Source organism: Acinetobacter marinus (genome assembly GCF_900096915.1).
Taxonomy (GTDB): Bacteria; Pseudomonadota; Gammaproteobacteria; order Pseudomonadales; family Moraxellaceae; genus Acinetobacter; species Acinetobacter marinus.
This window is the reverse complement of record NZ_FMYK01000003.1, coordinates 103,719-124,175: the sequence shown is the minus strand read 5'-3', so window position 1 is coordinate 124,175 and position 20,457 is coordinate 103,719. Positions and strand designations below refer to the sequence as shown.

21 protein-coding genes are annotated in these 20,457 nt (G+C 43.4%); 13 read left to right on the top strand and 8 right to left on the bottom strand.

Going from position 1 to position 20,457, the window contains the following annotated elements:
• Window positions 1-12 precede the first annotated feature (12 nt).
• From BLQ60_RS06605 to BLQ60_RS06595, 3 genes are read left to right on the top strand one after another with little or no spacing between them, the layout of a single operon-like run.
• On the top strand, window positions 13-468 hold the full coding sequence (locus BLQ60_RS06605; RefSeq protein ID WP_092617839.1) for a hypothetical protein: 456 nt from the start codon (window positions 13-15) through the stop codon (window positions 466-468).
• A 48-nt stretch (window positions 469-516) separates the two neighbouring features.
• Window positions 517-1,011: a hypothetical protein gene (locus tag BLQ60_RS06600; RefSeq protein ID WP_092617836.1), complete on the top strand. Its 495-nt coding sequence runs from the start codon at window positions 517-519 to the stop codon at window positions 1,009-1,011.
• 25 nt (window positions 1,012-1,036) lie between these two features.
• Window positions 1,037-1,267, top strand: a complete 231-nt coding sequence (locus tag BLQ60_RS06595) for a DUF1653 domain-containing protein (RefSeq protein ID WP_092617833.1) — start codon at window positions 1,037-1,039, stop codon at window positions 1,265-1,267.
• A gap of 2 nt (window positions 1,268-1,269) precedes the next feature.
• Here the strand turns inward: BLQ60_RS06595 and BLQ60_RS06590 are convergent, their stop codons facing one another.
• From BLQ60_RS06590 to BLQ60_RS06580, 3 genes are read right to left on the bottom strand one after another with little or no spacing between them, the layout of a single operon-like run.
• Complete coding sequence (locus BLQ60_RS06590) at window positions 1,270-1,908, bottom strand: OB-fold-containig protein (protein ID WP_092617830.1); 639 nt, start codon at window positions 1,906-1,908, stop codon at window positions 1,270-1,272.
• A 35-nt stretch (window positions 1,909-1,943) separates the two neighbouring features.
• Entirely contained in the window at window positions 1,944-2,264 is a 321-nt protein-coding gene (locus BLQ60_RS06585; RefSeq protein WP_092617827.1) for a Rieske (2Fe-2S) protein, read from the bottom strand.
• Window positions 2,265-2,320: 56 nt separating this feature from the next.
• Window positions 2,321-3,301: an adenosine kinase gene (locus BLQ60_RS06580; RefSeq protein ID WP_092617824.1), complete on the bottom strand. Its 981-nt coding sequence runs from the start codon at window positions 3,299-3,301 to the stop codon at window positions 2,321-2,323.
• A 181-nt stretch (window positions 3,302-3,482) separates the two neighbouring features.
• On the opposite strand from BLQ60_RS06580, the gene BLQ60_RS06575 reads away from it, so the two are divergent.
• Window positions 3,483-4,139: a hypothetical protein gene (locus BLQ60_RS06575; protein WP_092617821.1), complete on the top strand. Its 657-nt coding sequence runs from the start codon at window positions 3,483-3,485 to the stop codon at window positions 4,137-4,139.
• A gap of 395 nt (window positions 4,140-4,534) precedes the next feature.
• Here the strand turns inward: BLQ60_RS06575 and BLQ60_RS06570 are convergent, their stop codons facing one another.
• Together BLQ60_RS06570 and BLQ60_RS06565 are read right to left on the bottom strand one after the other, a co-directional pair.
• Window positions 4,535-4,837, bottom strand: a complete 303-nt coding sequence (locus tag BLQ60_RS06570) for a type II toxin-antitoxin system RelE/ParE family toxin (RefSeq protein WP_171259066.1) — start codon at window positions 4,835-4,837, stop codon at window positions 4,535-4,537.
• Window positions 4,825-5,097, bottom strand: coding sequence for a CopG family ribbon-helix-helix protein (locus BLQ60_RS06565; RefSeq protein WP_092617818.1), 273 nt, complete (start codon window positions 5,095-5,097; stop codon window positions 4,825-4,827). Before BLQ60_RS06565 ends, BLQ60_RS06570 begins: the two co-directional genes overlap by 13 nt.
• Window positions 5,098-5,296: 199 nt before the next feature.
• On the opposite strand from BLQ60_RS06565, the gene BLQ60_RS06560 reads away from it, so the two are divergent.
• Together BLQ60_RS06560 and BLQ60_RS06555 are read left to right on the top strand one after the other, a co-directional pair.
• Entirely contained in the window at window positions 5,297-8,245 is a 2,949-nt protein-coding gene (locus BLQ60_RS06560; RefSeq protein ID WP_092617815.1) for an insulinase family protein, read from the top strand.
• Between the two features lie 115 nt (window positions 8,246-8,360).
• Window positions 8,361-9,494: a phospholipase A gene (locus BLQ60_RS06555; RefSeq protein ID WP_092618665.1), complete on the top strand. Its 1,134-nt coding sequence runs from the start codon at window positions 8,361-8,363 to the stop codon at window positions 9,492-9,494.
• A 109-nt stretch (window positions 9,495-9,603) separates the two neighbouring features.
• Here the strand turns inward: BLQ60_RS06555 and rlmKL are convergent, their stop codons facing one another.
• Window positions 9,604-11,814 carry a bifunctional 23S rRNA (guanine(2069)-N(7))-methyltransferase RlmK/23S rRNA (guanine(2445)-N(2))-methyltransferase RlmL gene (gene rlmKL / locus BLQ60_RS06550; protein WP_092617812.1) on the bottom strand — a complete coding sequence of 737 codons (2,211 nt, stop codon included), beginning with the start codon at window positions 11,812-11,814 and terminating at the stop codon, window positions 9,604-9,606.
• Between the two features lie 245 nt (window positions 11,815-12,059).
• On the opposite strand from rlmKL, the gene BLQ60_RS06545 reads away from it, so the two are divergent.
• The 6 genes from BLQ60_RS06545 (at window position 12,060) to purD (ending at window position 18,530) form a co-directional block, all read left to right on the top strand.
• Window positions 12,060-12,950: a bile acid:sodium symporter family protein gene (locus BLQ60_RS06545; protein ID WP_092617809.1), complete on the top strand. Its 891-nt coding sequence runs from the start codon at window positions 12,060-12,062 to the stop codon at window positions 12,948-12,950.
• Window positions 12,951-13,192: 242 nt separating this feature from the next.
• Window positions 13,193-14,089 (top strand): 50S ribosomal protein L11 methyltransferase, encoded by an 897-nt coding sequence (gene prmA, locus BLQ60_RS06540; RefSeq protein ID WP_092617806.1) that lies wholly within the window; start codon window positions 13,193-13,195, stop codon window positions 14,087-14,089.
• A gap of 24 nt (window positions 14,090-14,113) precedes the next feature.
• Window positions 14,114-14,686, top strand: coding sequence for an MJ0042-type zinc finger domain-containing protein (locus tag BLQ60_RS06535; RefSeq protein ID WP_092617803.1), 573 nt, complete (start codon window positions 14,114-14,116; stop codon window positions 14,684-14,686).
• Window positions 14,687-15,164: 478 nt separating this feature from the next.
• The gene (fis, locus tag BLQ60_RS06530; RefSeq protein WP_092617800.1) at window positions 15,165-15,434 is read left to right on the top strand and encodes a DNA-binding transcriptional regulator Fis; all 270 of its coding nucleotides are present in this window, start codon (window positions 15,165-15,167) and stop codon (window positions 15,432-15,434) included.
• An 89-nt stretch (window positions 15,435-15,523) separates the two neighbouring features.
• On the top strand, window positions 15,524-17,098 hold the full coding sequence (purH, locus tag BLQ60_RS06525; RefSeq protein ID WP_092617797.1) for a bifunctional phosphoribosylaminoimidazolecarboxamide formyltransferase/IMP cyclohydrolase: 1,575 nt from the start codon (window positions 15,524-15,526) through the stop codon (window positions 17,096-17,098).
• Between the two features lie 145 nt (window positions 17,099-17,243).
• Window positions 17,244-18,530 carry a phosphoribosylamine--glycine ligase gene (gene purD, locus BLQ60_RS06520; RefSeq protein WP_092617794.1) on the top strand — a complete coding sequence of 429 codons (1,287 nt, stop codon included), beginning with the start codon at window positions 17,244-17,246 and terminating at the stop codon, window positions 18,528-18,530.
• A 75-nt stretch (window positions 18,531-18,605) separates the two neighbouring features.
• Here the strand turns inward: purD and BLQ60_RS06515 are convergent, their stop codons facing one another.
• Window positions 18,606-18,866: a metal/formaldehyde-sensitive transcriptional repressor gene (locus tag BLQ60_RS06515; RefSeq protein ID WP_092617791.1), complete on the bottom strand. Its 261-nt coding sequence runs from the start codon at window positions 18,864-18,866 to the stop codon at window positions 18,606-18,608.
• Window positions 18,867-18,934: 68 nt separating this feature from the next.
• Between BLQ60_RS06515 and dmeF the strand changes: the two genes are divergently transcribed.
• Window positions 18,935-19,939, top strand: a complete 1,005-nt coding sequence (gene dmeF / locus BLQ60_RS06510) for a CDF family Co(II)/Ni(II) efflux transporter DmeF (RefSeq protein ID WP_092617788.1) — start codon at window positions 18,935-18,937, stop codon at window positions 19,937-19,939.
• A 15-nt stretch (window positions 19,940-19,954) separates the two neighbouring features.
• Here the strand turns inward: dmeF and BLQ60_RS06505 are convergent, their stop codons facing one another.
• Complete coding sequence (locus BLQ60_RS06505; protein WP_092617785.1) at window positions 19,955-20,392, bottom strand: Rrf2 family transcriptional regulator; 438 nt, start codon at window positions 20,390-20,392, stop codon at window positions 19,955-19,957.
• Window positions 20,393-20,457: the final 65 nt, after the last annotated feature.

Sequence of the window (20,457 nt, the reverse complement as noted above, 5' to 3'; positions counted from 1 at the left end):
TACGAGGATAAAATGGATAAAACATTATTCAAAAGCCTAGTCCCGATGCTGATATTAATCAGTATGGGGCTTTCTATCAGTTATTTTTTTAATCTGAGTAACAACAATTACCAGAAAAATCTGAAAGCATATTTTCAGGGTGAAAAAATTATCAACGATTTCAAAGACGGGAAATATCAAGATATATTGGTTGCCTATCCCCTTGTGACGATCTATCACAATCAGCTGTTCAGTGAAAAGCCACCTTCGAAAGAAATGCAACAAATGGCTGATGAGAGTCGATGCGACTTTATTTTTTTATTATTTGAAGCCTTGCATGCCAATGATGTTCAAAAAAAGCAAATTTTAGAATTTCTTAAAACGGAAAATATTCAAGTCGAAAATATTTATCGCAACAAATTTGGACAAGTGCAGGCGCGTACCGAGCAGAACTTATCGGAGTGTTCAGGTTGGTATCCCAATAAATAATCTCACCCATCCCCAATGAATCAGGCTTATCATTTAAGAGCGCAATATATGAAAAAACTAGTCATCCTTATCCTGCTAATCGTCGTTGCTGGTATCGCATTTTTGTTTTATCAAAACTACCAAGAAAAACAATTTAAATCTGACTTTAAAAGAAATTTTGAGTCGATGCCTGCGCTATTGAATCCTGAGCTCAATAAAATGAATGATAAATTCATGGATGCTGAGGTCATGGTCATCTACCCTACGATGATTTTTTATTTAGACATGAATTTTTTCAAAGGTACCACATTACCCCCAGAAGCAAAAAAATCCATCACCAATCAAGGAAAAATGATTTGCCAGACCATGTTTGCAAAGCTAAATCAACAGTTTAATGTCACCAGCGACCGTGAAACCAAAATGGTGCTCGACTTGCTCCAATCCGAAAAAATCACCGCAGAAATTAAAATCCGCAATGCATTCGGACAAGATTTATATACTGAAAAACAATTACTCTCTTCTTGCCCAGAATACTCAACCGCAGTTTATAATCTCAACCAATAAACCATTAACCCAAACGGAACCCACGATGTCTGCACCCACACTACAAGCTGGAATTTATCAACATTATAAAGGTCAGCACTATCAAGTCCTGCATACCGCTCGACATAGTGAAACCGACGAAACATTGGTGGTTTATCAGTGCCTGTATGGGGATTATTCGATTTGGGTACGTCCTTTGCAGATGTTTGTCGAGACCGTGACGCTTGAGAATGGGCAAGTTGTACCACGGTTTCAGTTTTTACATACGATCTCTTAGATTTATTTTATCCAATCTTTTTGCGCCAAAGCCATTTGATATTCTTCACTATTGACGATGGCTTGGGCGATATAATGCGATTCTCGATAATCCACCAGTAGCACTTTGCTCTGTAAGGTAAATTCGCCAAATTCTGGCTCAACCTGCACATAATGCAAGCGACCAAATTGATCTCGGACTTTGGCTTGCGCACTTGATCCTGGTCGTGCCGTACCACTGACGATAGTTGCAAATCGCCCGAGCAAATTGACTTGATGGCTGGATTGTACAGGTTTGATCACCTGATCCAGACAGTGCATCATAAATAAGGTAAAAAACCACGCCATCAGCAAAGCGGGAATCAGCACAAACCCTGTGTGGACAAAATCATCTAGCAACGCAAAGGCACTGAGCTGTAATAAATAACCCGCAAAACTAAAATTGATCAGAAAGAATAATAAAATAATAAACCGTGAAATCTGTACTTGCAGTAGTGGCGCATCCCGCAGCCACATCGGCACCATCTGCCTGATCAACTGCGATGGTCGATGACCGATATAAATTCCTATGGTTTCTGCGATGATGAGAATAAAAATCGCCAGCACACTCATATGAAAAGGCAATAATGCACTATGAAAAAATAACACTGTAGTGATCGTCATCTCGGATCCTTCCCCTTTTCAATGCGCTAAAAAATTCAATCTTTCAGATAAATCCCACCATCAGAATGAATTTCAAGGTCAACCTTAGTCAGTGCATCACCCTGACACGGCCCCCAAATACACTCGCCATCTTCAACATTAAACAGTGCGCCATGGGTCGAACAGATAATATATTCCTTATCCATATCTAAAAATTGATCTTCCATATATTCAAGGCTCACTTGGAGATGCGGACAGATATTTTTATAGGCGTAGAATGAACCATCACGCTGTGTCACGATCAACTCGCCAACAGGCGTTTCAAAACCACGTGCTTCACGCTCTGGCACATCTTCTGTTTGGCAAATCAAATGCATATTTACTCCACACCTTGATGATAAACAATATATTTAAAGTATTAATTAATTGGAAATTATAGCAAAGCCTGATACTGTTCAAGGCTTAGACGAGGTCCAAACTGGCTCACCACTTTTGATGCGACCAAATTACCCAACGTCGCAGCTTCTTGTAAAGATTGCCCTTTCACCAAAGCTGATAAAAAGCCCCCTGCAAAAGCATCGCCTGCACCATTGGTATCCACAGCCTGCACAGCTTGACCTTGTACGGTGAATGTTTCTTGCTCACGACTTGCGATCAATGCACCTTTTGAACCCAAAGTAATCGCAACGGTTTCTGCACGTTCTAACAATGCCTGTACAGCGTCATCGAGATGACTTGTCGAAGTAAACATCAAGGCTTCTTGTTCATTGCAAAACAGTACATCGACGCCATCATCTATCAGCGCATCTAGACCTGCTTTGGCATATTGCACCATCGCAGGATCGGACAGGGAAATTGCCATTTTGACTTGATGCTTTTTGGCAATGTCACGAGAGAGTTTGACTGCCTCAATCGCACTTGGACTGGTCGCTAGGTAGCCTTCGATATAGAGCCATTCAGCCGATTTTAACGCATCGAAATGAATCTGATCTGCACTGAGTTCAGCGGTAATGCCAAGATGGGTATACATGGTACGTTCACCATCTGGGGTGATGAGCACGATGCACGTACCTGTCTGCCCTGCGCTTTTTGATTTTTCATCGGTCTGCACACCAACCGATGCCAAGTCCTTGAGATAAAAACTCGCCAAATCATCATTACCGACACGACAGGCATAGAAACTTGTTCCGCCAAGCGCACTAAAAGCCACCGTGGTATTCGCCGCCGAACCGCCACTGGCTTGCCCTTTGTGCTCCGCCTCTGCCAAATATTCCACCAGTTTGGCTTGTTGCGCTGCGTCACACAGTTGCATGGTGCCTTTATTCAGCTCGGCATGACCTAAAAATTCGTCATCGACCAAAAATTCTTGATCGACCAAAGCATTCCCAAGTGAAAACAGTGCAGGCGCCGTCATGTGCAAAATTCCAATGTTTTTAAAAAATTGCCTTAGAGTAGCATAAACTGTGCTATGGCTATGATTTAAGAATTCATTTTTGTAGAAATTTACTGGACTTTGCGGTATTTTTTGCGCAAAGCACAACATGCAAATCAACGATTTTATTAAAAACTTAGCATTGAAACACGGAAAATAAAAGATGACACAAAAGGCAACAACAACCAATCCATCACAATCCGTCCTGCAATGGATGGCATCAGAACGCTTGTACGAAGAATATTTATTTTTCTACCTGTTGATCATTGTGTTTTGGGGTTTTGTGGGTTTGTTTAGCTTTGGTTTTGAGTTATCAGGCTACAGCCTTCAGCAGAATTTATTTTTTAACTTTATTTGGTTTTTAGTCTTAGCGGTGGCGATGGCATTGACACCGTTTTGGTATCGCATTGTATTTGGCACAAAAGCACGCCTACAACGCCGAACCACTGAGATCGAAAAACAGATCGAAGCGATAAATGATCCTGTCAAGCGAGAGGCGATTCGACAGCATCTTGCCAATGATGGTGGTTTAGCGCCAAGACGATTACAAAAGTGGAGTCTGATCTTCTTAGGTTGGTGTGCGCTCTTTGAAATGCTTTTTGTGAGTAGTTGGGTCAAGGACTTAGCGCTCGTTTGGCAACCTGAATGGGTACATAGTGTAATTGACTGGGTTAGAGTCAATACAACTGTTCCACCACTTAATGTGGACGGGAAAATTTTTATGTTAAAGCTTAATGGTGCTGGAGAGGGAAAAGCGATGCTGAAGCAGATGTTTGAAAGCGAGCAAGCATTTTTATATTCCCCTTTTGGTGAGGCTTGACTGCTCTACCATGTATGGCATGTTCTATCCTTTTTTCCAATTTTAATCGCTTCGATCATATGCCTGTGGCAACTGATAGGTTGGACAGGTGCAAGCAACTTAGAAGCTAAAAAAGGCATTAAAGGCTATATATGGCTGGCAATCATCACCTTTTTTATGACTTTGATGCTTATAGCAGGCTCAGGAATTATTCTCATGGACGTTGGCTATCGCGCTGGCTCAGTGACAGGTTTGGCAGGTTGGGTAGGTGATTTCTGGCTACATATTGCCTACTTTTTTATCATCATCGCATTACGGCTGTATGCAAATTGGTTCAATATTTTTAGAAACTGCTTTACAACACGTTAAATTTTATACAAAAATACGTTTATGATTAGATTCAAATCAAATGATCATCAATACCCCACCTCTCTTTGATGACGTACTGCGAGTATGCTGAGCTGATGTTGATCTAACCGATAAAGCAACACATAACCACTTTGCCCAAAATCAATCAAAATTTCTCGATATTCACTCGACATCTCTTGCACAGGTCGCCCAATGTTAGGAAAGATTTCTAAAGGTTGAACACTTTGTCGAATGGCTGCAATGGCTTGCTTTGCGATATCTGGATCTTTTTCTGCAAGGAAACGATATAAACGCTGAATATCTGCTAAAGAGGATGGTGTCCAAATGATAGGAAATGCTACTGATGGCACTCAGGTATCTCCGCATCTTCACCAGCTTCTAATTTCACTAGCCATTGCTCAGCTTCCGCTTGGGTGAGATGTAAACCATCTGCTTGGTATTGTTGCCAAGCATTTACAGCATCTTGATGAAACTGCGCACGCTTTTCTTCACGTTCGACATATTCCTCAATCGCTTGACGCATGATCCAATGCGCTGAACGCTGGCGTGCATCGGCAAGCATGTGTATACGTTCTTTCAAACCGTCATCTATTTTTACAGAAACAGCCATTGAGTTGACCTCCGCATAATGAATACAAAGCACATAAAGGTAATACCTTCATATAACTCATACTACTTTAGCCTTCCTCAAAATACAATTGCTAAGTTTTCCGCTCTCCCCTATTTTTAGGTATACTCCAAAGCTGTTTTGCATTTTTTAGATGCTTCGCTTTGTGAAGCATCTATACCGTTTTTATTTTGGAGTCCGTATGTCGAAGACCAGTTCAAATTCAGTCGCCCCATCTACTCACTCTGCATTTGATTTGGTACGTCAGCAGTTCATCCCTGCACTTTCCACCACCGTGTTTGAATACCGCCATAAAAAAACCAATGCGGTGCATTACCATTTGGGCAATCAAAACCCTGAAAAAGTCTTTTTAGTCGCCTTTCGCACCCAGCCGATGGATTCCAAAGGCACGGCACATATTTTGGAACATACGGCGCTGTGTGGCTCGCAGAAATATCCTGTGCGTGATCCATTCTTTTCCATGATTCGCCGTTCATTAAATACCTTTATGAATGCTTTTACCGCAGCGGATTGGACGGCGTATCCGTTTGCCACGCAGAATGATAAAGATTTTAATAACTTACTTTCGGTGTATTTGGATGCGGCGTTTCATGCCAATTTGAATCCGTTGGACTTTGCCCAAGAAGGCATTCGTGTCGAACTGGAAAATGATCGCCCTGTGTATAAAGGCATCGTCTTTAATGAAATGAAAGGGGCAATGAGTGCCGCCACCGATCAGCTTTATCACAAACTTGCACATCATCTGTATCCGAAAACCACCTATCATTACAACTCTGGCGGTGATCCAAAAGATATTCCCGACTTGAGTTATGAGCAACTGAAAGCCTTTTATCAAAGTCATTATCATCCATCGAATGCAGTGTTGATGAGCTTTGGTGATTTGGATGTGACCGAATTTCATGCGCAAGTGGAATCACAAGCCTTACAAGATTTTGCGCAAGGCAACACCATTCATTCTGTGCCTGAACAACGCCTCAGCCAACCGATTCAAGTGGTCGAGTCCTATGCGGTTGATGAGGAAGATTTAAGCGAAAAAACTTATCATGTGATGGCATGGCTATTGCCTGAGATGACCAATATCAAACTGCGTCTTGCCATGCGTTTGGTCGAAGGCATTTTGTTGGAAAACTCGGCTTCTCCACTGCGTCAATATCTGGAAACCAGCGGACTTGGTCACTCTACAGGCCCGATGCTTGGCGTCGATGATAGCAATTTTGAGATGACTTTTTACTGCGGTATTCAAGGTTCAGAAGCAGATCGTGCCGAGCAGTTTGAGCAAGGTACGCTTGAGATTCTTAAAAGTGTCGCCTCGAAGCCAATTGACCAAAGCCAAATCGAAGCCATTTTACATCAGATCGAATTGCATCAACGTGAAGTCGGCGGTGATGGTACGCCGTATGGTTTAAGTTTGATTTTAAATGGTTTAGGCGCTGCCATTCATCACGGTGATCCTGTGGCAGTGTGGGATGTCGATCAAGCCCTGTCGCAAATTCGTGAAGACTTGCAAGATCCAATGTGGCTATCCAACTTGATTCAGACTTATCTCATTGATAATCCGCATCGTGTGCGTATGACACTGATTCCCGATCAAAATATTTCTGCGCAAGAACAAGCTGCCGAGCAAGCACGACTTGATCACATCAATGAAAAATTGACCGATGCAGATCGCACGCAACTGATCGAACAAGCCGAAGCATTGAAACAACGTCAAGCCACTGAAGATGATTTGTCGTTATTGCCTAAAGTCGGTTTGGAAGATATTCCTGCCGATCTCAAACATATCGAGCCAATCGACACTACCATTCAACTGGCAAACCAGCAGGCAAATCGTGAAACGCCTGTCAAGTTGTATCATTCAGGCACGAATGGACTATTTTATCAGCAAGTATTGATTGAACTGCCTGATGATGTGGTGCAATCGCCATATTTGGGTATTCTCGCTTTGCTGATGGGTGAAGTCGGCGCAGGCGATGATGATTATCTGACCATGCAACAACGTCAGACGGAAATCAGTGGCGGTGTCGGCATGGGTGTGAGCTTGCGTAGTCAGGTCGATGATGCCAATCAAATTAGTGCTTTATTGACGCTGACCACTAAAGCATTAAATCGCAACCCTGATGCAATGCAACTATTGCAACATGCCTTCTGCAATATTCGCTTGGATGAAAAGAGCCGTATTCTCGAACTTCTTCAACAACGCAAAGCCCGCTGGCAAGCTCGCCTCAGTAATGCAGGACATGGTTATGCCATGCAAACTGCTGCACGTAATATGAGTGCTTATGCAAAACGGGATTATCATGTGACAGGTTTGCCTGCCCTACAATGGCTATCGAAGCTGATTGATGATATTCGTGAAAATGACGTGAGCTACACTCAATTTATTACGCAGATTCAGTCTTTACAGCAACGCATTCTCAATCAGCCAAAACAATTCTTATTGGTCTGCGAAAAAGAGTTTGGCGATGAATTGTTGCAAAAACTTGCTGATGTATGGTCTAAAAATGCTGTAGATACTGAAACCGCACCATTAGCCACGCCATCTTTTGAAAGTAACACTCAAGATCAAGCGTGGTTGATTCAATCCAATGTCCAGTTCTGTGCTAGTGTCTACCCTGCGGTAGCGATTGACTATCCTGATGCTGCGGTACTGACCATTCTTGGTCCTTATCTACGAGATGGCTTCTTACACCAAGCGATTCGTGAGCAAGGCGGTGCTTATGGTGGCGGTGCAGGCTATGATGCCAATGCCTGTGCATTCCGTTTCTTTAGCTATCGTGATCCACGATTGAGTGAAACTTTTGCTGATTTCGAGCGCTCGATTGATTGGCTCATGACTCATGATGCCAAACCGCATCAGATCGAAGAAGCCATTCTCGGTGTGATATCTAGCATGGATAAACCAGGTTCACCTGCGGGCGAGGCGATCACCAGTTGCTATGCTGACTTTCATCAGCGAGGGCATGCTTTCCGTCAGGCGCTTCGTCAGCGACTTTTGGATGTGACGATTGAGGATTTACGCCGTGTCACAGCGCAATATCTCGTTGATCAAACCCCATCTCGATCTGTGGTTGCCCCGATCGCCCGTCAAAATGACTTGGAAGGGCTTGGTTTTGAGATCAAACGTATATAGAATTTTAAACAGTTGATTAATTTGCTTTAAGCGCTTTTCTGGAGTCCATATGTCTACCTCACAGCTTAAATTGCGTTACCCGTTACATGCGACCAGTTCCGTCAAATTATTGAAAATGGCGACCTTAAGTGCATGTCTTAGCTCAACATTTGCCTTTGCAGAAGATACTCTGCCTGTGGTTGGCGCGGACTCCAGTGATCCAAAGCCAGCATCGGCAACAGCTTGCGTCAGTCTCACCTCGGCAACCGAACGCTTGGCGTGTTATGACTTGGTGTTCAAAGCCAGCGCCGAAGCCAGTACGGACGCTGCACCAGAAAATAAAAGCGATAATGTTTTAACCGAAGCCAAGCCTGAGCCGACCACTGTGCCTGCGCAGATTAAACAAAAAGCAGAAGATTTGAATTTGATCGGCAAAGCGCCTGAATTCAATCCGAATACTTCTTTGCTGGATCAGCGCTGGGAGTTGAGCCCTGAAGCGAAGCTCGGCACATGGCAAATCCGCTCTTATCAACCTGTGTACTTGTTGCCTGCGTATTGGACTTCAGATACCAACACCATGCCACACAGCCCAAATCCGCTCAATACTGTTACCACAGAGCAGGATTTAAAAAATACCGAAGCCAAATTCCAACTCTCCTTTAAAACCAAAGCACTGGAAAATATCATCGGTGACAATGGCGATGTCTGGATTGGTTATACCCAGTCCTCTCGCTGGCAGGTCTATAATGAAGATGAATCTCGTCCATTTCGTGAGACCAATTATGAGCCTGAAGCAAGTCTGATTTTCCGTACCAATTATAACTTACTCGGTCTACATGGACGCTTGCTCGGTGTGACCTTTAACCATCAATCCAATGGTCGTTCTGACCCACTCTCTCGAAGCTGGAACCGTGTCATGCTCAATGTCGGATTTGAGCGAGACAATTTTGCCTTGATGATCCGTCCGTGGTATCGCCTCGAGGAAGATGATGAGGATGATAACAACCCTGATATTACCGACTACCTTGGTCATGGCGACATCACGGCGAACTATAAATGGAAAGATCATAACTTCTCATTAATGGCACGTCACAGCTTAAAAGGCGGCGATGATAGTCACGGTGCGCTACAGTTTGACTGGGCATTTCCACTGTCAGGACCGCTACGTGGACATTTGCAAATCTTTGATGGTTATGGTGAAAGTCTGATTGATTATAACCACAAAGCCACCTATGTCGGCTTGGGTGTGTCTTTGGTGAATTGGTTCTAATACACCTCATAATAGAGAAAAATTCAACCATGAAAAAAACTCGCTGTGTTCGCACAGCGAGTTGTTTTATTTCAACACGTAACCATCGATTGAGATCACTTATCTGTTATTAATCATCCACAGCAAAATGACGAATGCGCCACGCACGGTGGATTTTTTGATTACGCTTGAAGTCTGGACCAATCGTCCACTGGGTGATTTCTTCCACATCAAACATCGCTTCAATCTCCTCATCCATCTCAAAGCCCCGATAGTTATTGGAGAAATATAAAACGCCGTCATTGCTCAGACGGTTCATGGCACGCTTGATCAACGATAAATGATCACGTTGTACATCGAATGTGCCGTAGAATTTCTTCGAGTTGGAGAAGGTCGGCGGATCAATAAAGATCAAATCGTATTGCTCATGCCCTTCTTTAAGCCATTCAAAACAATCACTGGCGAAGAATTGATGCTGTTCATCAGGGTGATCAACCGTCAAGCCATTCAGTACGAAGTTTTCTTTCGCCCAGTTCAAATAAGTATTAGACAGATCGACACTGGTGGTACTCGCCGCACCTGCCAATGCCGCATGCACACTGGCAGTCGATGTATAACTATACAAGTTTAAGAAATGTTTATTTTTCGCTTCTTTGGCAATCTGTAAACGAATCTGACGATGATCTAAGAACAAACCTGTGTCCAAATAATCCGTCATATTGATCAGTAGTTTGGCATCACCTTCACGCACGATAAAGCGTTTAGAGGCTTGGCTTTGCTTTTCATATTGTGCTTTACCCGACTGACGAGCACGAGTTTTGATAAAGACTTTTTCACGTGGAATCCCAGTGACCGCACGGATCGCCGCCAATGCAAGATTAAACCGTTTTTTAGCTTTTTCAGGATCAATCTTTTTCGGTGGCGCATACTCTTGCACATGCAACAGCTCGCCATACAAATCCACCGCCAAATTAAAATCAGGCAAATCTGCATCATATAAACGCAGACAGTGGACTTGTTCTTTCACTGCCCATTTTTTCAGGCTTTGCATGTTCTTCTGTAGACGATTGGCAAAGTCTTGCGCTTCTTCAATCTCTACTTTTTCAGCTTGCCAATGTTGTAAAAATGGTTGGCGATCAGTCGCTGCTTTGACCTGTCCCAGACGCACATAGATCGGCAAATTACCATTCATCAAGCGCAAAGTTTCAGGATCAGCCAGAGCTAAGACATCGGCTTGCTCGATATGCGCAGCAATTACCGCAGCATATTGTCCGCTAAATTGTTCCTGTAACAACATCGACAAACCTTGATACAAGGCACGATTCGAGGCTTTATCACCAAGTCGTTCGCCGTATGGTGGATTAGTCACCACAAATGCGGTTTGTTCATTTGTTAAATTAAAGTCACACCAATCCCCAAGGACACGTTCTTCGATCTGAATTTGATCGAGTACCGACTCAAAACCTGCGGCAATAACATTTTTGCGCGTGGCTTGTACCGCATCCCAGTCCGCATCAAACGCATAAAACTTCGGCAATGGTCGCTCCATCGCTGCATGATGACGTTCGACCGCTTCACGCTTGATGCTTTGCCACAGTTCATGATCATGTCCATGCCAACCATTAAAACCAAAACGACGCACCATACCTGGTGCTCGTTCAGTCAAGATCATCAAGGCTTCAATGATAAATGTCCCCGAGCCACACATCGGGTCGAGGATCATGTCAGGCTTGCGCTGAGTCAGTTGCGCTTTTTGCAAAATCGCTGCGGCAAGATTTTCTTTGATCGGCGCATCGGTCATATAGCGGCGATAGCCACGGCGGTGCAAGCTGTCGCCTGACAGATCAAGGCAGAAATGATGCGCTAACTTGCCTGCAAGCACATAAAGGGTTATTTCAGGTTGTTTGGTATCAATACTTGGACGGCGACCTTGGCTTTCCATAAAGCTATCGACCACGCCATCTTTGACACGTAAAGTCGCAAACTGGGTATTCACCTTGATTTCACGTTCGGTATGCAAGCGAATCGCAAAGGTACTTTGTGGTGCAAAGATCAGCGACCAATCAAAATTGACCGCCGCTTCAAACAGCTCTTCTGCGACATCACGATCATCATAATTTTGTTCAATCTCTTGCGAGAAAATTGGCAACAACACACGTGAGGCAAGCCGTGACCACATGCAAATACGATATGCGGTTTCAAGCTGACCTTGAATAATCAATCGCCCTGCTTTGCGATCAACCACCTCTGCACCTAGCGCAGTAATTTCTTCCTGCAATAGGTTTTCCAAACCATCGGCACAGGTGACCCAATATCGACTCGACGCTTGCTGTTTACTCATCAAATTTCTGCACAATCAAAATGTATAATTAAAACTTGGCATAGTGTAGCCTATTTTGCCGTGTAACATGTGCAAGACTGTCGATACGCTACTATTTTTTAAGCAAGTCTTTTCAACACGTGCTAATCAAGCCAAATGGAAAAGTTTGATCAAAGTTGTTCCGAGCAGTCATTTTAAAATGCTTGAAAAGCATCCGTTTTTAGATACACTCAATGTAATATCAACAACTTATTCAAGGATGAATAATGGATTCAGCATTAGTTACCGTATTTTTACCGATTGCACTCGGTATTGTCATGGCAGGCTTAGGCTTAGAGCTCACGCCACAAGACTTTAGCCGTGTCAGAAAACATCCCAAAGCGGTATTTGTGGCACTATTTTGCCAACTGGGCTTATTGGTCGGTATTGCTTTTGCACTGTGTAAAATCTTTGCGCTTCAGCCACTGCTTGCCGTCGGTTTGATGCTACTTGCAGCCTCTCCAGGTGGTGCAACTGCCAATCTGCTGAGCTATCTATTTAAAGGTGACATTGCATTAAATATTACCCTCACCGCCATTAACTCGATTTTAGCGGCGTTTACCCTGCCAATCGTGGTGAATTTTGCCATCAATCACTTTATGCAAGGCGATCAGCAGATCGGGCTACAGTTTGCCAAAGTGGTGCAAGTGTTTGTGATTATTATTGTACCCGTGTTGATCGGGATGTTAATTCGACATTACTCGCCTCGTACTGCCGAGATGCTAAATAAGCCAACCCGTATTTTTGCAGTGGTGTTTTTGGTGATCATCATTCTTGGTGCGATCATGAGCGAGCGTGAAAATATCCTCAACTATATTGGCGAAGTGGGTGTGGCAACTGCGTTATTCTGTGCGATCAGCTTAAGCATTGGCTACTTTGTGCCGAGAATGTTTGGGATTAGCGCAAAGCAAGCACGTGCTTCGGCGTTTGAAATTGGTATTCACAATGGGACGTTGGCGATTACCATTGCCATCACCATCATGGCGAGCACCACCATTGCCATGCCTGCGGCAGTGTATTCGATCTTTATGTATTTCTTTGCGGTAGCGTTTGGCTTTATGCTCAATCGTATTGCACCCTTACCTGCCGAAACCAGTGCGGAACAGATCAACCATTAACATCAACCATTAACATCAAATCTAAACAACTGAAACGAGCGCAATAACGCAAACAATCTAAATCAATCTAGCCAAGCGCATTGTCAAATCAATCAACAATGCGCTTTTTTACATCTTAGATGAGCATTTTCACATGCCAATATTTTCTTTTTTAATTTCAAGCGATGCGATGCACAGCATATATTTTTGCTGTGTGAATCCGTTACAATAGCGCACAATATTTGATTTTTTGGTGACCTATTTTGAACTGGCTACAAATCCATATCACAGTACAACAATCTCAAGTCGAAGTGTGCGAATCGCTGTTATTGTCTTTAGGCGCAGTCAGCGTGACTTTAGACGATGCAGAAGATCAAGCCTTGCTTGAACCTTTGCCAGGCGAAACCCCGCTTTGGGATAAGGTGATTGTGACGGGGATTTTCCAGCAAGAAGACGATCAACCTTTAAATGCTGAGGCACTTTCTCAATTTATCGCCACACAAATCGAACACACAGCAATCCGTTCAGAAGTCATCGAAGATCAAGCATGGGAACGTGCATGGATGGATTATTATGAGCCGATCCAAGTGGCGGATAATCTGTGGATCGTGCCTGAATGGCTTGAAGCGCCAAATCCTGAAGTGACCAATATCAAACTTGATCCAGGACTTGCCTTTGGTACGGGTAACCATGCCAGCACATTCCTTTGTTTGCAATGGCTTGCAGGATTAGACCTGAAAGATAAAGTGGTGATCGACTACGGCTGTGGTTCTGGCATTTTGGGTGTCGCTGCGCTACTGCTTGGTGCAAAATATGTCTATGCCACTGACATTGATCCACAAGCTGTGCTGGCAACCAAGCAAAATGCCGAATTAAATGGTGTGGCAGATCGCCTTTGGGTCGGGTTACCTGAGGAGTTTGATGCACATTATCAAGACAAAACTGAAATCTTGGTGGCAAATATCTTAGCCAAACCACTGATGATGCTGGTGGAAACCTTCTACAATCTGACTGTGCCAAATGCACAGATTGCGCTTGCAGGTCTAATTGAAGAGCAGATCGAAGATGTCAAAGCGGCTTATGCACCATATTTTGAAATCACGGGACAGCAGATGCGTGAAGAAAACTGGTGTCGCCTCTCTGGACACCGCAAGGCTTAACGCTTAGCCAACTGGATCAAGCCGATGCGCTACTATAGCCAATGTCCACATTGCCAAAGCACTTATGAGCTGACGCTTATGCAGCTCAATATTGCACAAGGTAAAGTACGCTGTGCACAGTGTCATACAGTGTTTGATGCGTTTGCGCATTTCATTCTTGATCCAGCCTATGAGCCAAGCATTCATCCTGAAAAACATCTCAACTTTTCGATTCACAATAATACCCAAAATATCGAAACCAACCCTGTTGATGCCACAGCCATTCGCTCAGAGAATCATGCAATCATCCAGCATGTCATGCAAATGATGGGCAATGGCGTCGACGGCTCAAAGCTCAACTTATATACCTATCTCAACCACCTTGACACCATGAGTCCGAATCAAACAGGACACACGCCACTTTTGCCGATCTCCAATCTACTGGATGAAAAAGATGCTGAGATGGCATATACAAGCACTTACACAAAAGCTGCGACAGGTCAATTTAGAAAGAAAGCCTCGCCGAATCAGCGTAACTATTATTTCACTTGGGGCATTATCAACTTTCTTTTGGTGTTGCTGCTCATTTTTCAATTTTTCTTTTTTTCTTATGTCTAAGCGCCCATCTGTTCAGTTTTCTCATAGATTTTTGTAAAAATCATGGGTAATTCACATTTGTGTATTTTTTAAACAATCTAGCAAAAACAAAAAGTTGTGCAATATACTCTTAAACTTCCCGAATATACAGCAAAATAATTACGAAAAAATGAACTTTATTTACTCACTTTGAGCCAGAAAATGCTATTATATGCGCAATTGAAGTTTTAACTTATTTCTTTGCTGGTTCTAGCAGTTTAAAAAACAAATTCCCTTTTGATTGCCAATCTCGATTGGTACAGGGAGTTATTTTTGTTGTTTTATGTGTGTATATTTTTCATACAACACAATCAACCTAAACGCCAACCACAATTTGAATTGTTTGCGCTTCACTCTGGATGAAGATGTGCCCGCTTTATGATCTAAAGTGGTCGCATAGACGCTTGATACATTAACCCACCACTATCGATCTAGTGGTCAAAATTTTCGGATTTATCGCATGAATAGTAAGTCTCCTATTTTTACTGCACAATCTGACGTTGCGCTACGTATTCACGTAGACCGTGCAGTCCGCCATTACTTCGCTCAATTGCAAGGTGAACAGCCTGCGCAAGTTTACGATATGGTTTTGGCTGAAATGGAGAAACCATTATTATCAGTCGTTCTTGAATATACTCGTGGCAACCAAACACGTGCTGCTGAGATTCTAGGACTTAACCGTGGCACTTTGCGTAAAAAGTTAAAAGCGCACGGACTAATGGCCGAATAACTGATAAAATGCCTGCCAACGAGCGGGCATTTTTTATGCCTAAATTTTAGATATTTCCCCTTTTCACTTTTGATTTTAAACATACCGCTATGACTGTTTCTCGTGCTTTAATTTCCGTTTCTGATAAGACTGGTATCGTTGAGTTCGCACAATCGCTTGCGAGCTTGAATATTGAAATTCTTTCAACTGGTGGCACTTATAAGCTACTTAAAGACAACCAAGTTCCTGTGATCGAAGTGTCAGAGCACACTGGCTTCCCAGAGATGATGGATGGTCGTGTCAAAACCTTACATCCAAAGATTCATGGCGGGATTTTGGCACGTCGTGGGCTAGATGAAGCAGTCATGGCTGAGCACAATATTGATGCGATCGACTTAGTGATTGTCAATCTTTATCCATTTGCTGAAACTGTGGCCAAGCCAAACTGCTCTCTTGCAGATGCGATTGAAAACATCGACATTGGCGGTCCAACCATGGTACGTGCTGCAGCGAAAAACCACGCATCAGTTGGTATCATCGTCAATGCTTCTGACTACGATACCGTAGTCGCTGAATTAAAAGCAGACGGTACACTTTCACATGCAACGCGTTTTGATTTGGCAGTGAAAGCCTTTGAACATACAGCACAATATGATGGCATGATTGCGCAATATCTTGGCGCACGTGTTGGCAAAGCAGAAGGTGAAGCCGATCAATTTGCCCGTACGTTCAATGTGCAAATGAACAAATCACAAGATTTACGCTACGGTGAAAACCCACATCAATCCGCAGCGTTCTATGTGGAAAGCACTGCGACTGAGGCGTCTGTATCGACTGCAACGCAATTGCAAGGTAAAGAGCTGTCGTATAACAATATCGCTGATACTGATGCTGCCCTTGAATGTGTTAAAACTTTTGCCAAGCCTGCTTGTGTGATTGTAAAACACGCCAATCCATGCGGCGTAGCAGTATCTTTAGACGGCATTCAAACTGCTTATGATCTTGCTTATGCAACCGATCCTGAGTCTGCATTTGGTGGCATCATCGCCTTTAACCGTGAGTTAGACGTAGCGACCGCACAAGCAATCGTTGATCGCCAGTTTGTGGAAGTGATCATTGCGCCAAGTATTGCTGACGGTGTGCTTGAAGTGACTGGTACTAAGAAAAATGTTCGTGTTTTAACTTGTGGCGAACTGCCAGCAATTGACGCACGTGCACCGCAGTTCGACTTCAAACGTGTCAATGGTGGACTTTTGGTACAAGATCAAGACTTGGGCATGATCAAAGCCTCAGATCTGAAAGTTGTGACGGAACGTGCCCCAACCGAGCAAGAAATCGACGATCTGATCTTCGCATGGAAAGTGGCGAAGTATGTCAAATCCAATGCGATTGTTTATGCAAAAAACCGTCAAACCATCGGTGTTGGCGCAGGTCAAATGAGTCGTGTCAACTCCGCTCGTATCGCAGCGATCAAAGCAGAACATGCAGGACTTGTGGTTGAAGGTGCAGTCATGGCATCAGATGCGTTCTTTCCATTCCGTGATGGTATTGATAATGCTGCCAAAGCTGGCATCAAATGTATTATCCAACCAGGTGGTTCAATGCGTGATGAAGAAACCATCGCTGCAGCAAATGAGCACGGCATTGCCATGGTATTTACAGGCATGCGTCACTTCCGTCACTGATTTTTAAAATCCCTTTGTACAGTTCAACACCTCATTTTGGGCTAGTACATCGGGATTTTTTCATTCATAATTTTTGATGAAATTTTTGCATCACAGCATTTTGATAAATTCGATTTCATTGCGAGATGAAAAGGGAAAATAATTGATGAATATTTTAGTTTTGGGTAGTGGTGGTCGTGAGCATGCCTTGTCTTGGAAAATTGCCCAAGATGCCAAAGTCAGCACGGTATTTGTTGCACCGGGTAATGCAGGCACCGCCAATGAAGACAAATGTCAAAATGTACAACTCGACATCTTGGACAATGTTGCCATCGTCGAATTTGCTAAAAATAACCAAATCGACCTCATCATCGTTGGGCCAGAAGCACCGCTAGTCAACGGCGTGGTCGATGCTGCTCGACTTGCAGGCTTAAAAATTTGGGGACCAACCCAATACGCTGCACAGCTCGAAGGCTCTAAAGCATTTGCCAAAGATTTCCTGAAAAAGCACAACATTCCAACGGCTTTTTATGAAGTCTTTACTGAAGTTGCTCCTGCCAAAGCCTATGTCGAACAACATGGCGCACCGATCGTCATCAAAGCCGATGGACTTGCTGCGGGTAAAGGCGTGATCGTTGCCATGACGAATGACGAAGCCTTTGCAGCGATTGATGACATGCTTGCAGGCAATAAATTTGGCGATGCAGGTAGCCGTGTCGTGATTGAGCAATTCTTAGAGGGTGAAGAAGCCTCGTTTATCTGCATGATCGACGGCAACAACATCTTGCCAATGGCAACTTCGCAAGATCACAAACGTATCTTTGAAGGTGATCAAGGTCCGAACACTGGTGGTATGGGCGCTTACTCCCCTGCGCCTGTGGTGACTGATGAAGTGTTCCAACGTGCTATGGATCAAGTCATGCGTCCAACTGTAGATGGCATGAAAAAAGATGGTCATAACTACACTGGATTCCTCTATGCAGGTTTGATGATTGATGCGGAAGGTCAGCCACGTGTGATCGAATTTAACTGTCGTTTTGGTGATCCTGAAACCCAGCCGATCATGATGCGCTTACAATCTTCACTGGTTGATTTGGTCGAAGCAGGTATTGCAGGCAATCTACCTAGCGAAGCGAAGTGGGATGAACGTAAGTCAATCGGTGTGGTTTTAGCTGCCGAAGGCTATCCTGAAAGCGTGCGTAAAGGCGATGTCATCTCAGGTCTGGGGCAATCTCCAGAAGACACCAAAATCTTCCATGCAGGCACAGCACTGACTGAAGATGGTCATGTGATCACGGCAGGTGGTCGTGTGCTGTGCGTGACTGCTCTTGGCGAAAGTGTCCTTGAAGCGCAGATCAATGCTTTAGAAGTGTGTGGTCAAGTGACTTTCACAGGCATGCAATATCGTAGTGATATTGGCTACCGTGCCATTGCACGTGAGAAAAATAGCTAAGAGCATTTTTCATACTTATTGCAAACAAAATCTAAAGGCAGGAAATTGATTTTCCTGCTTTTTTAATTCAAATCACTATTTATACTTTTTGATTAAATCTAAAAACTCTTGCAACTGCGCTTCATCATATTGCTGAGGCAAAATATGTTCCACCAAATGCGCTTCTAATAATTCATTCATCAAACCATGCACCGCACCACGAATTGCAGCTACTTGTTGTAACACATCAATACAAGCCGTTTGCCCTTCTGATACCGCTTTATAGGTCGCATTGACTTGTCCTTGTAGACGACTAATCCGATTCAGGACTTTTCGATTATTTGATAAGTGACCCATTGCAATTCTTCATCAAATCCAAAATACTATAGGGGAGTATTTTAACATATTTTTAAAAAGTAGCAATCATGTCTTCATCCACCTCAAATCATCTCCATGCCAACCACACCCATCAGTTTGATCAAGGCAATCCGCTTGCTCAGAAAAAAATTCTGATTGCGACCATTTTTACTGGCGTTATGATGGTTGCAGAAATTGCTGGTGGATGGATTTTCAACTCCATGGCACTACTTGCTGATGGCTGGCATATGAGTTCGCATATGTTGGCACTTGGCTTGGCTTATCTTGCCTATCGTGCGGCACGTCATTATGCCAATGACCCACGCTTTTGCTTTGGGACATGGAAAATCGAAATTCTCGCAGGATATAGCAGTGCGATCTTACTCATGGTCGTTGCTTTGATTATGTGTATTAGCTCGATAGAACGCTTATTTCATCCTGTGCAAATTCATTATAACGAAGCGATCAGCATTGCGATTTTAGGTTTAATCGTGAATGTCGTTTGTGCATGGTTACTGCATGATGATCATGCACATCATGGACACGTACATCACGGACATTCGCATCATAGCCACCATCATCATGACCATGATCATTCTCATCACGAACATTCACACGATGAACATGAAGCAACGCATACTCACCATAGCCATGATCTGAATCAACGCGCTGCATTTTTACATGTCATCGCAGATGCACTGACATCTGTACTGGCAATCATCGCTTTATTCGCTGGAAAATATTTGCAGTGGGATTTTTTAGATGCAGTTTTGGGAATTGTTGGTGCAATTTTAGTGTCAAAATGGGCTTTAGGACTGATTCGTCAAACAGGAAAAATTCTCCTTGAAGCTGAAATGGATGAGCCTGTCGTCGTTGAAATTAAAGAAATGATGCAGGATTTAGATGTTGAACTGGCAGATTTGCACGTATGGCAAGTTGGTCGAGAAAAATTTTCCTGCATTCTCGCTGTAAATACAGAAAATCATGCGATAACGCCTGAAAGTATCAAACATGCTTTGTCGATTCATGAAGAAATCGTACATGCCACGATCGAAGTGAATTATGCACAATGAAATCTGTACGGTGGATTACTGAGAATGAACTTTATTCGCCTCGGCATTAAACAACTTTGATAAATCGCCAAGTGTAGTCTGCCGAAAACGCTCAAATAAAATCCGTTGTGCTTCAACCACCGCATCATCCAAGACTTGATTGACCGCTTTTTCGACCAAGCAGTCTGGATGGCTATTTTGATTACCAATCGCAAAAATATTCGGCTCACCCACTGCTTGATAAATATCCATCAATGTCAGCTGTTCAAAGTGCTCAATCAAACACCATCCGCCATTTCGCCCTTTTTCCGATGTGACAAAACCTGCATCACGTAGCCCAGACATAGTACGGCGTACTACCACTGGATTGGTCGAAAGCATCTGTGCAAGCTGTTCTGAGGTATAAGATTTTCGATCACTCGCCATGTGTAAAAGTACGTGCAACATGCGAGAGAGTTTACTGTCGATTCTCAAGGGATTTCTACAAAATGTATGATGATTTGAATTAATGTAACATTAAAAGTTGCAATTATCAAAAT

Excerpts from the sequence above, each read along its gene's own strand:
- purH (WP_092617797.1), top strand. The coding sequence starts at position 15,524 with ATGACTGTTTCTCGTGCTTTAATTTCCGTTTCTGATAAGACTGGTATC.
- BLQ60_RS06575 (WP_092617821.1), top strand. The coding sequence starts at position 3,483 with ATGACACAAAAGGCAACAACAACCAATCCATCACAATCCGTCCTGCAA.
- BLQ60_RS06605 (WP_092617839.1), top strand. The coding sequence starts at position 13 with ATGGATAAAACATTATTCAAAAGCCTAGTCCCGATGCTGATATTAATC.
- BLQ60_RS06595 (WP_092617833.1), top strand. The coding sequence starts at position 1,037 with ATGTCTGCACCCACACTACAAGCTGGAATTTATCAACATTATAAAGGT.
- BLQ60_RS06560 (WP_092617815.1), top strand. The coding sequence starts at position 5,297 with ATGTCGAAGACCAGTTCAAATTCAGTCGCCCCATCTACTCACTCTGCA.
- BLQ60_RS06600 (WP_092617836.1), top strand. The coding sequence starts at position 517 with ATGAAAAAACTAGTCATCCTTATCCTGCTAATCGTCGTTGCTGGTATC.
- purD (WP_092617794.1), top strand. The coding sequence starts at position 17,244 with ATGAATATTTTAGTTTTGGGTAGTGGTGGTCGTGAGCATGCCTTGTCT.
- BLQ60_RS06555 (WP_092618665.1), top strand. The coding sequence starts at position 8,361 with ATGGCGACCTTAAGTGCATGTCTTAGCTCAACATTTGCCTTTGCAGAA.
- BLQ60_RS06515 (WP_092617791.1), bottom strand. The coding sequence starts at position 18,866 with ATGGGTCACTTATCAAATAATCGAAAAGTCCTGAATCGGATTAGTCGT.
- BLQ60_RS06535 (WP_092617803.1), top strand. The coding sequence starts at position 14,114 with ATGCGCTACTATAGCCAATGTCCACATTGCCAAAGCACTTATGAGCTG.
- BLQ60_RS06580 (WP_092617824.1), bottom strand. The coding sequence starts at position 3,301 with ATGACGGCGCCTGCACTGTTTTCACTTGGGAATGCTTTGGTCGATCAA.
- BLQ60_RS06590 (WP_092617830.1), bottom strand. The coding sequence starts at position 1,908 with ATGACGATCACTACAGTGTTATTTTTTCATAGTGCATTATTGCCTTTT.
- rlmKL (WP_092617812.1), bottom strand. The coding sequence starts at position 11,814 with ATGAGTAAACAGCAAGCGTCGAGTCGATATTGGGTCACCTGTGCCGAT.
- BLQ60_RS06585 (WP_092617827.1), bottom strand. The coding sequence starts at position 2,264 with ATGCATTTGATTTGCCAAACAGAAGATGTGCCAGAGCGTGAAGCACGT.
- fis (WP_092617800.1), top strand. The coding sequence starts at position 15,165 with ATGAATAGTAAGTCTCCTATTTTTACTGCACAATCTGACGTTGCGCTA.
- BLQ60_RS06565 (WP_092617818.1), bottom strand. The coding sequence starts at position 5,097 with ATGGCTGTTTCTGTAAAAATAGATGACGGTTTGAAAGAACGTATACAC.
- BLQ60_RS06545 (WP_092617809.1), top strand. The coding sequence starts at position 12,060 with ATGGATTCAGCATTAGTTACCGTATTTTTACCGATTGCACTCGGTATT.
- dmeF (WP_092617788.1), top strand. The coding sequence starts at position 18,935 with ATGTCTTCATCCACCTCAAATCATCTCCATGCCAACCACACCCATCAG.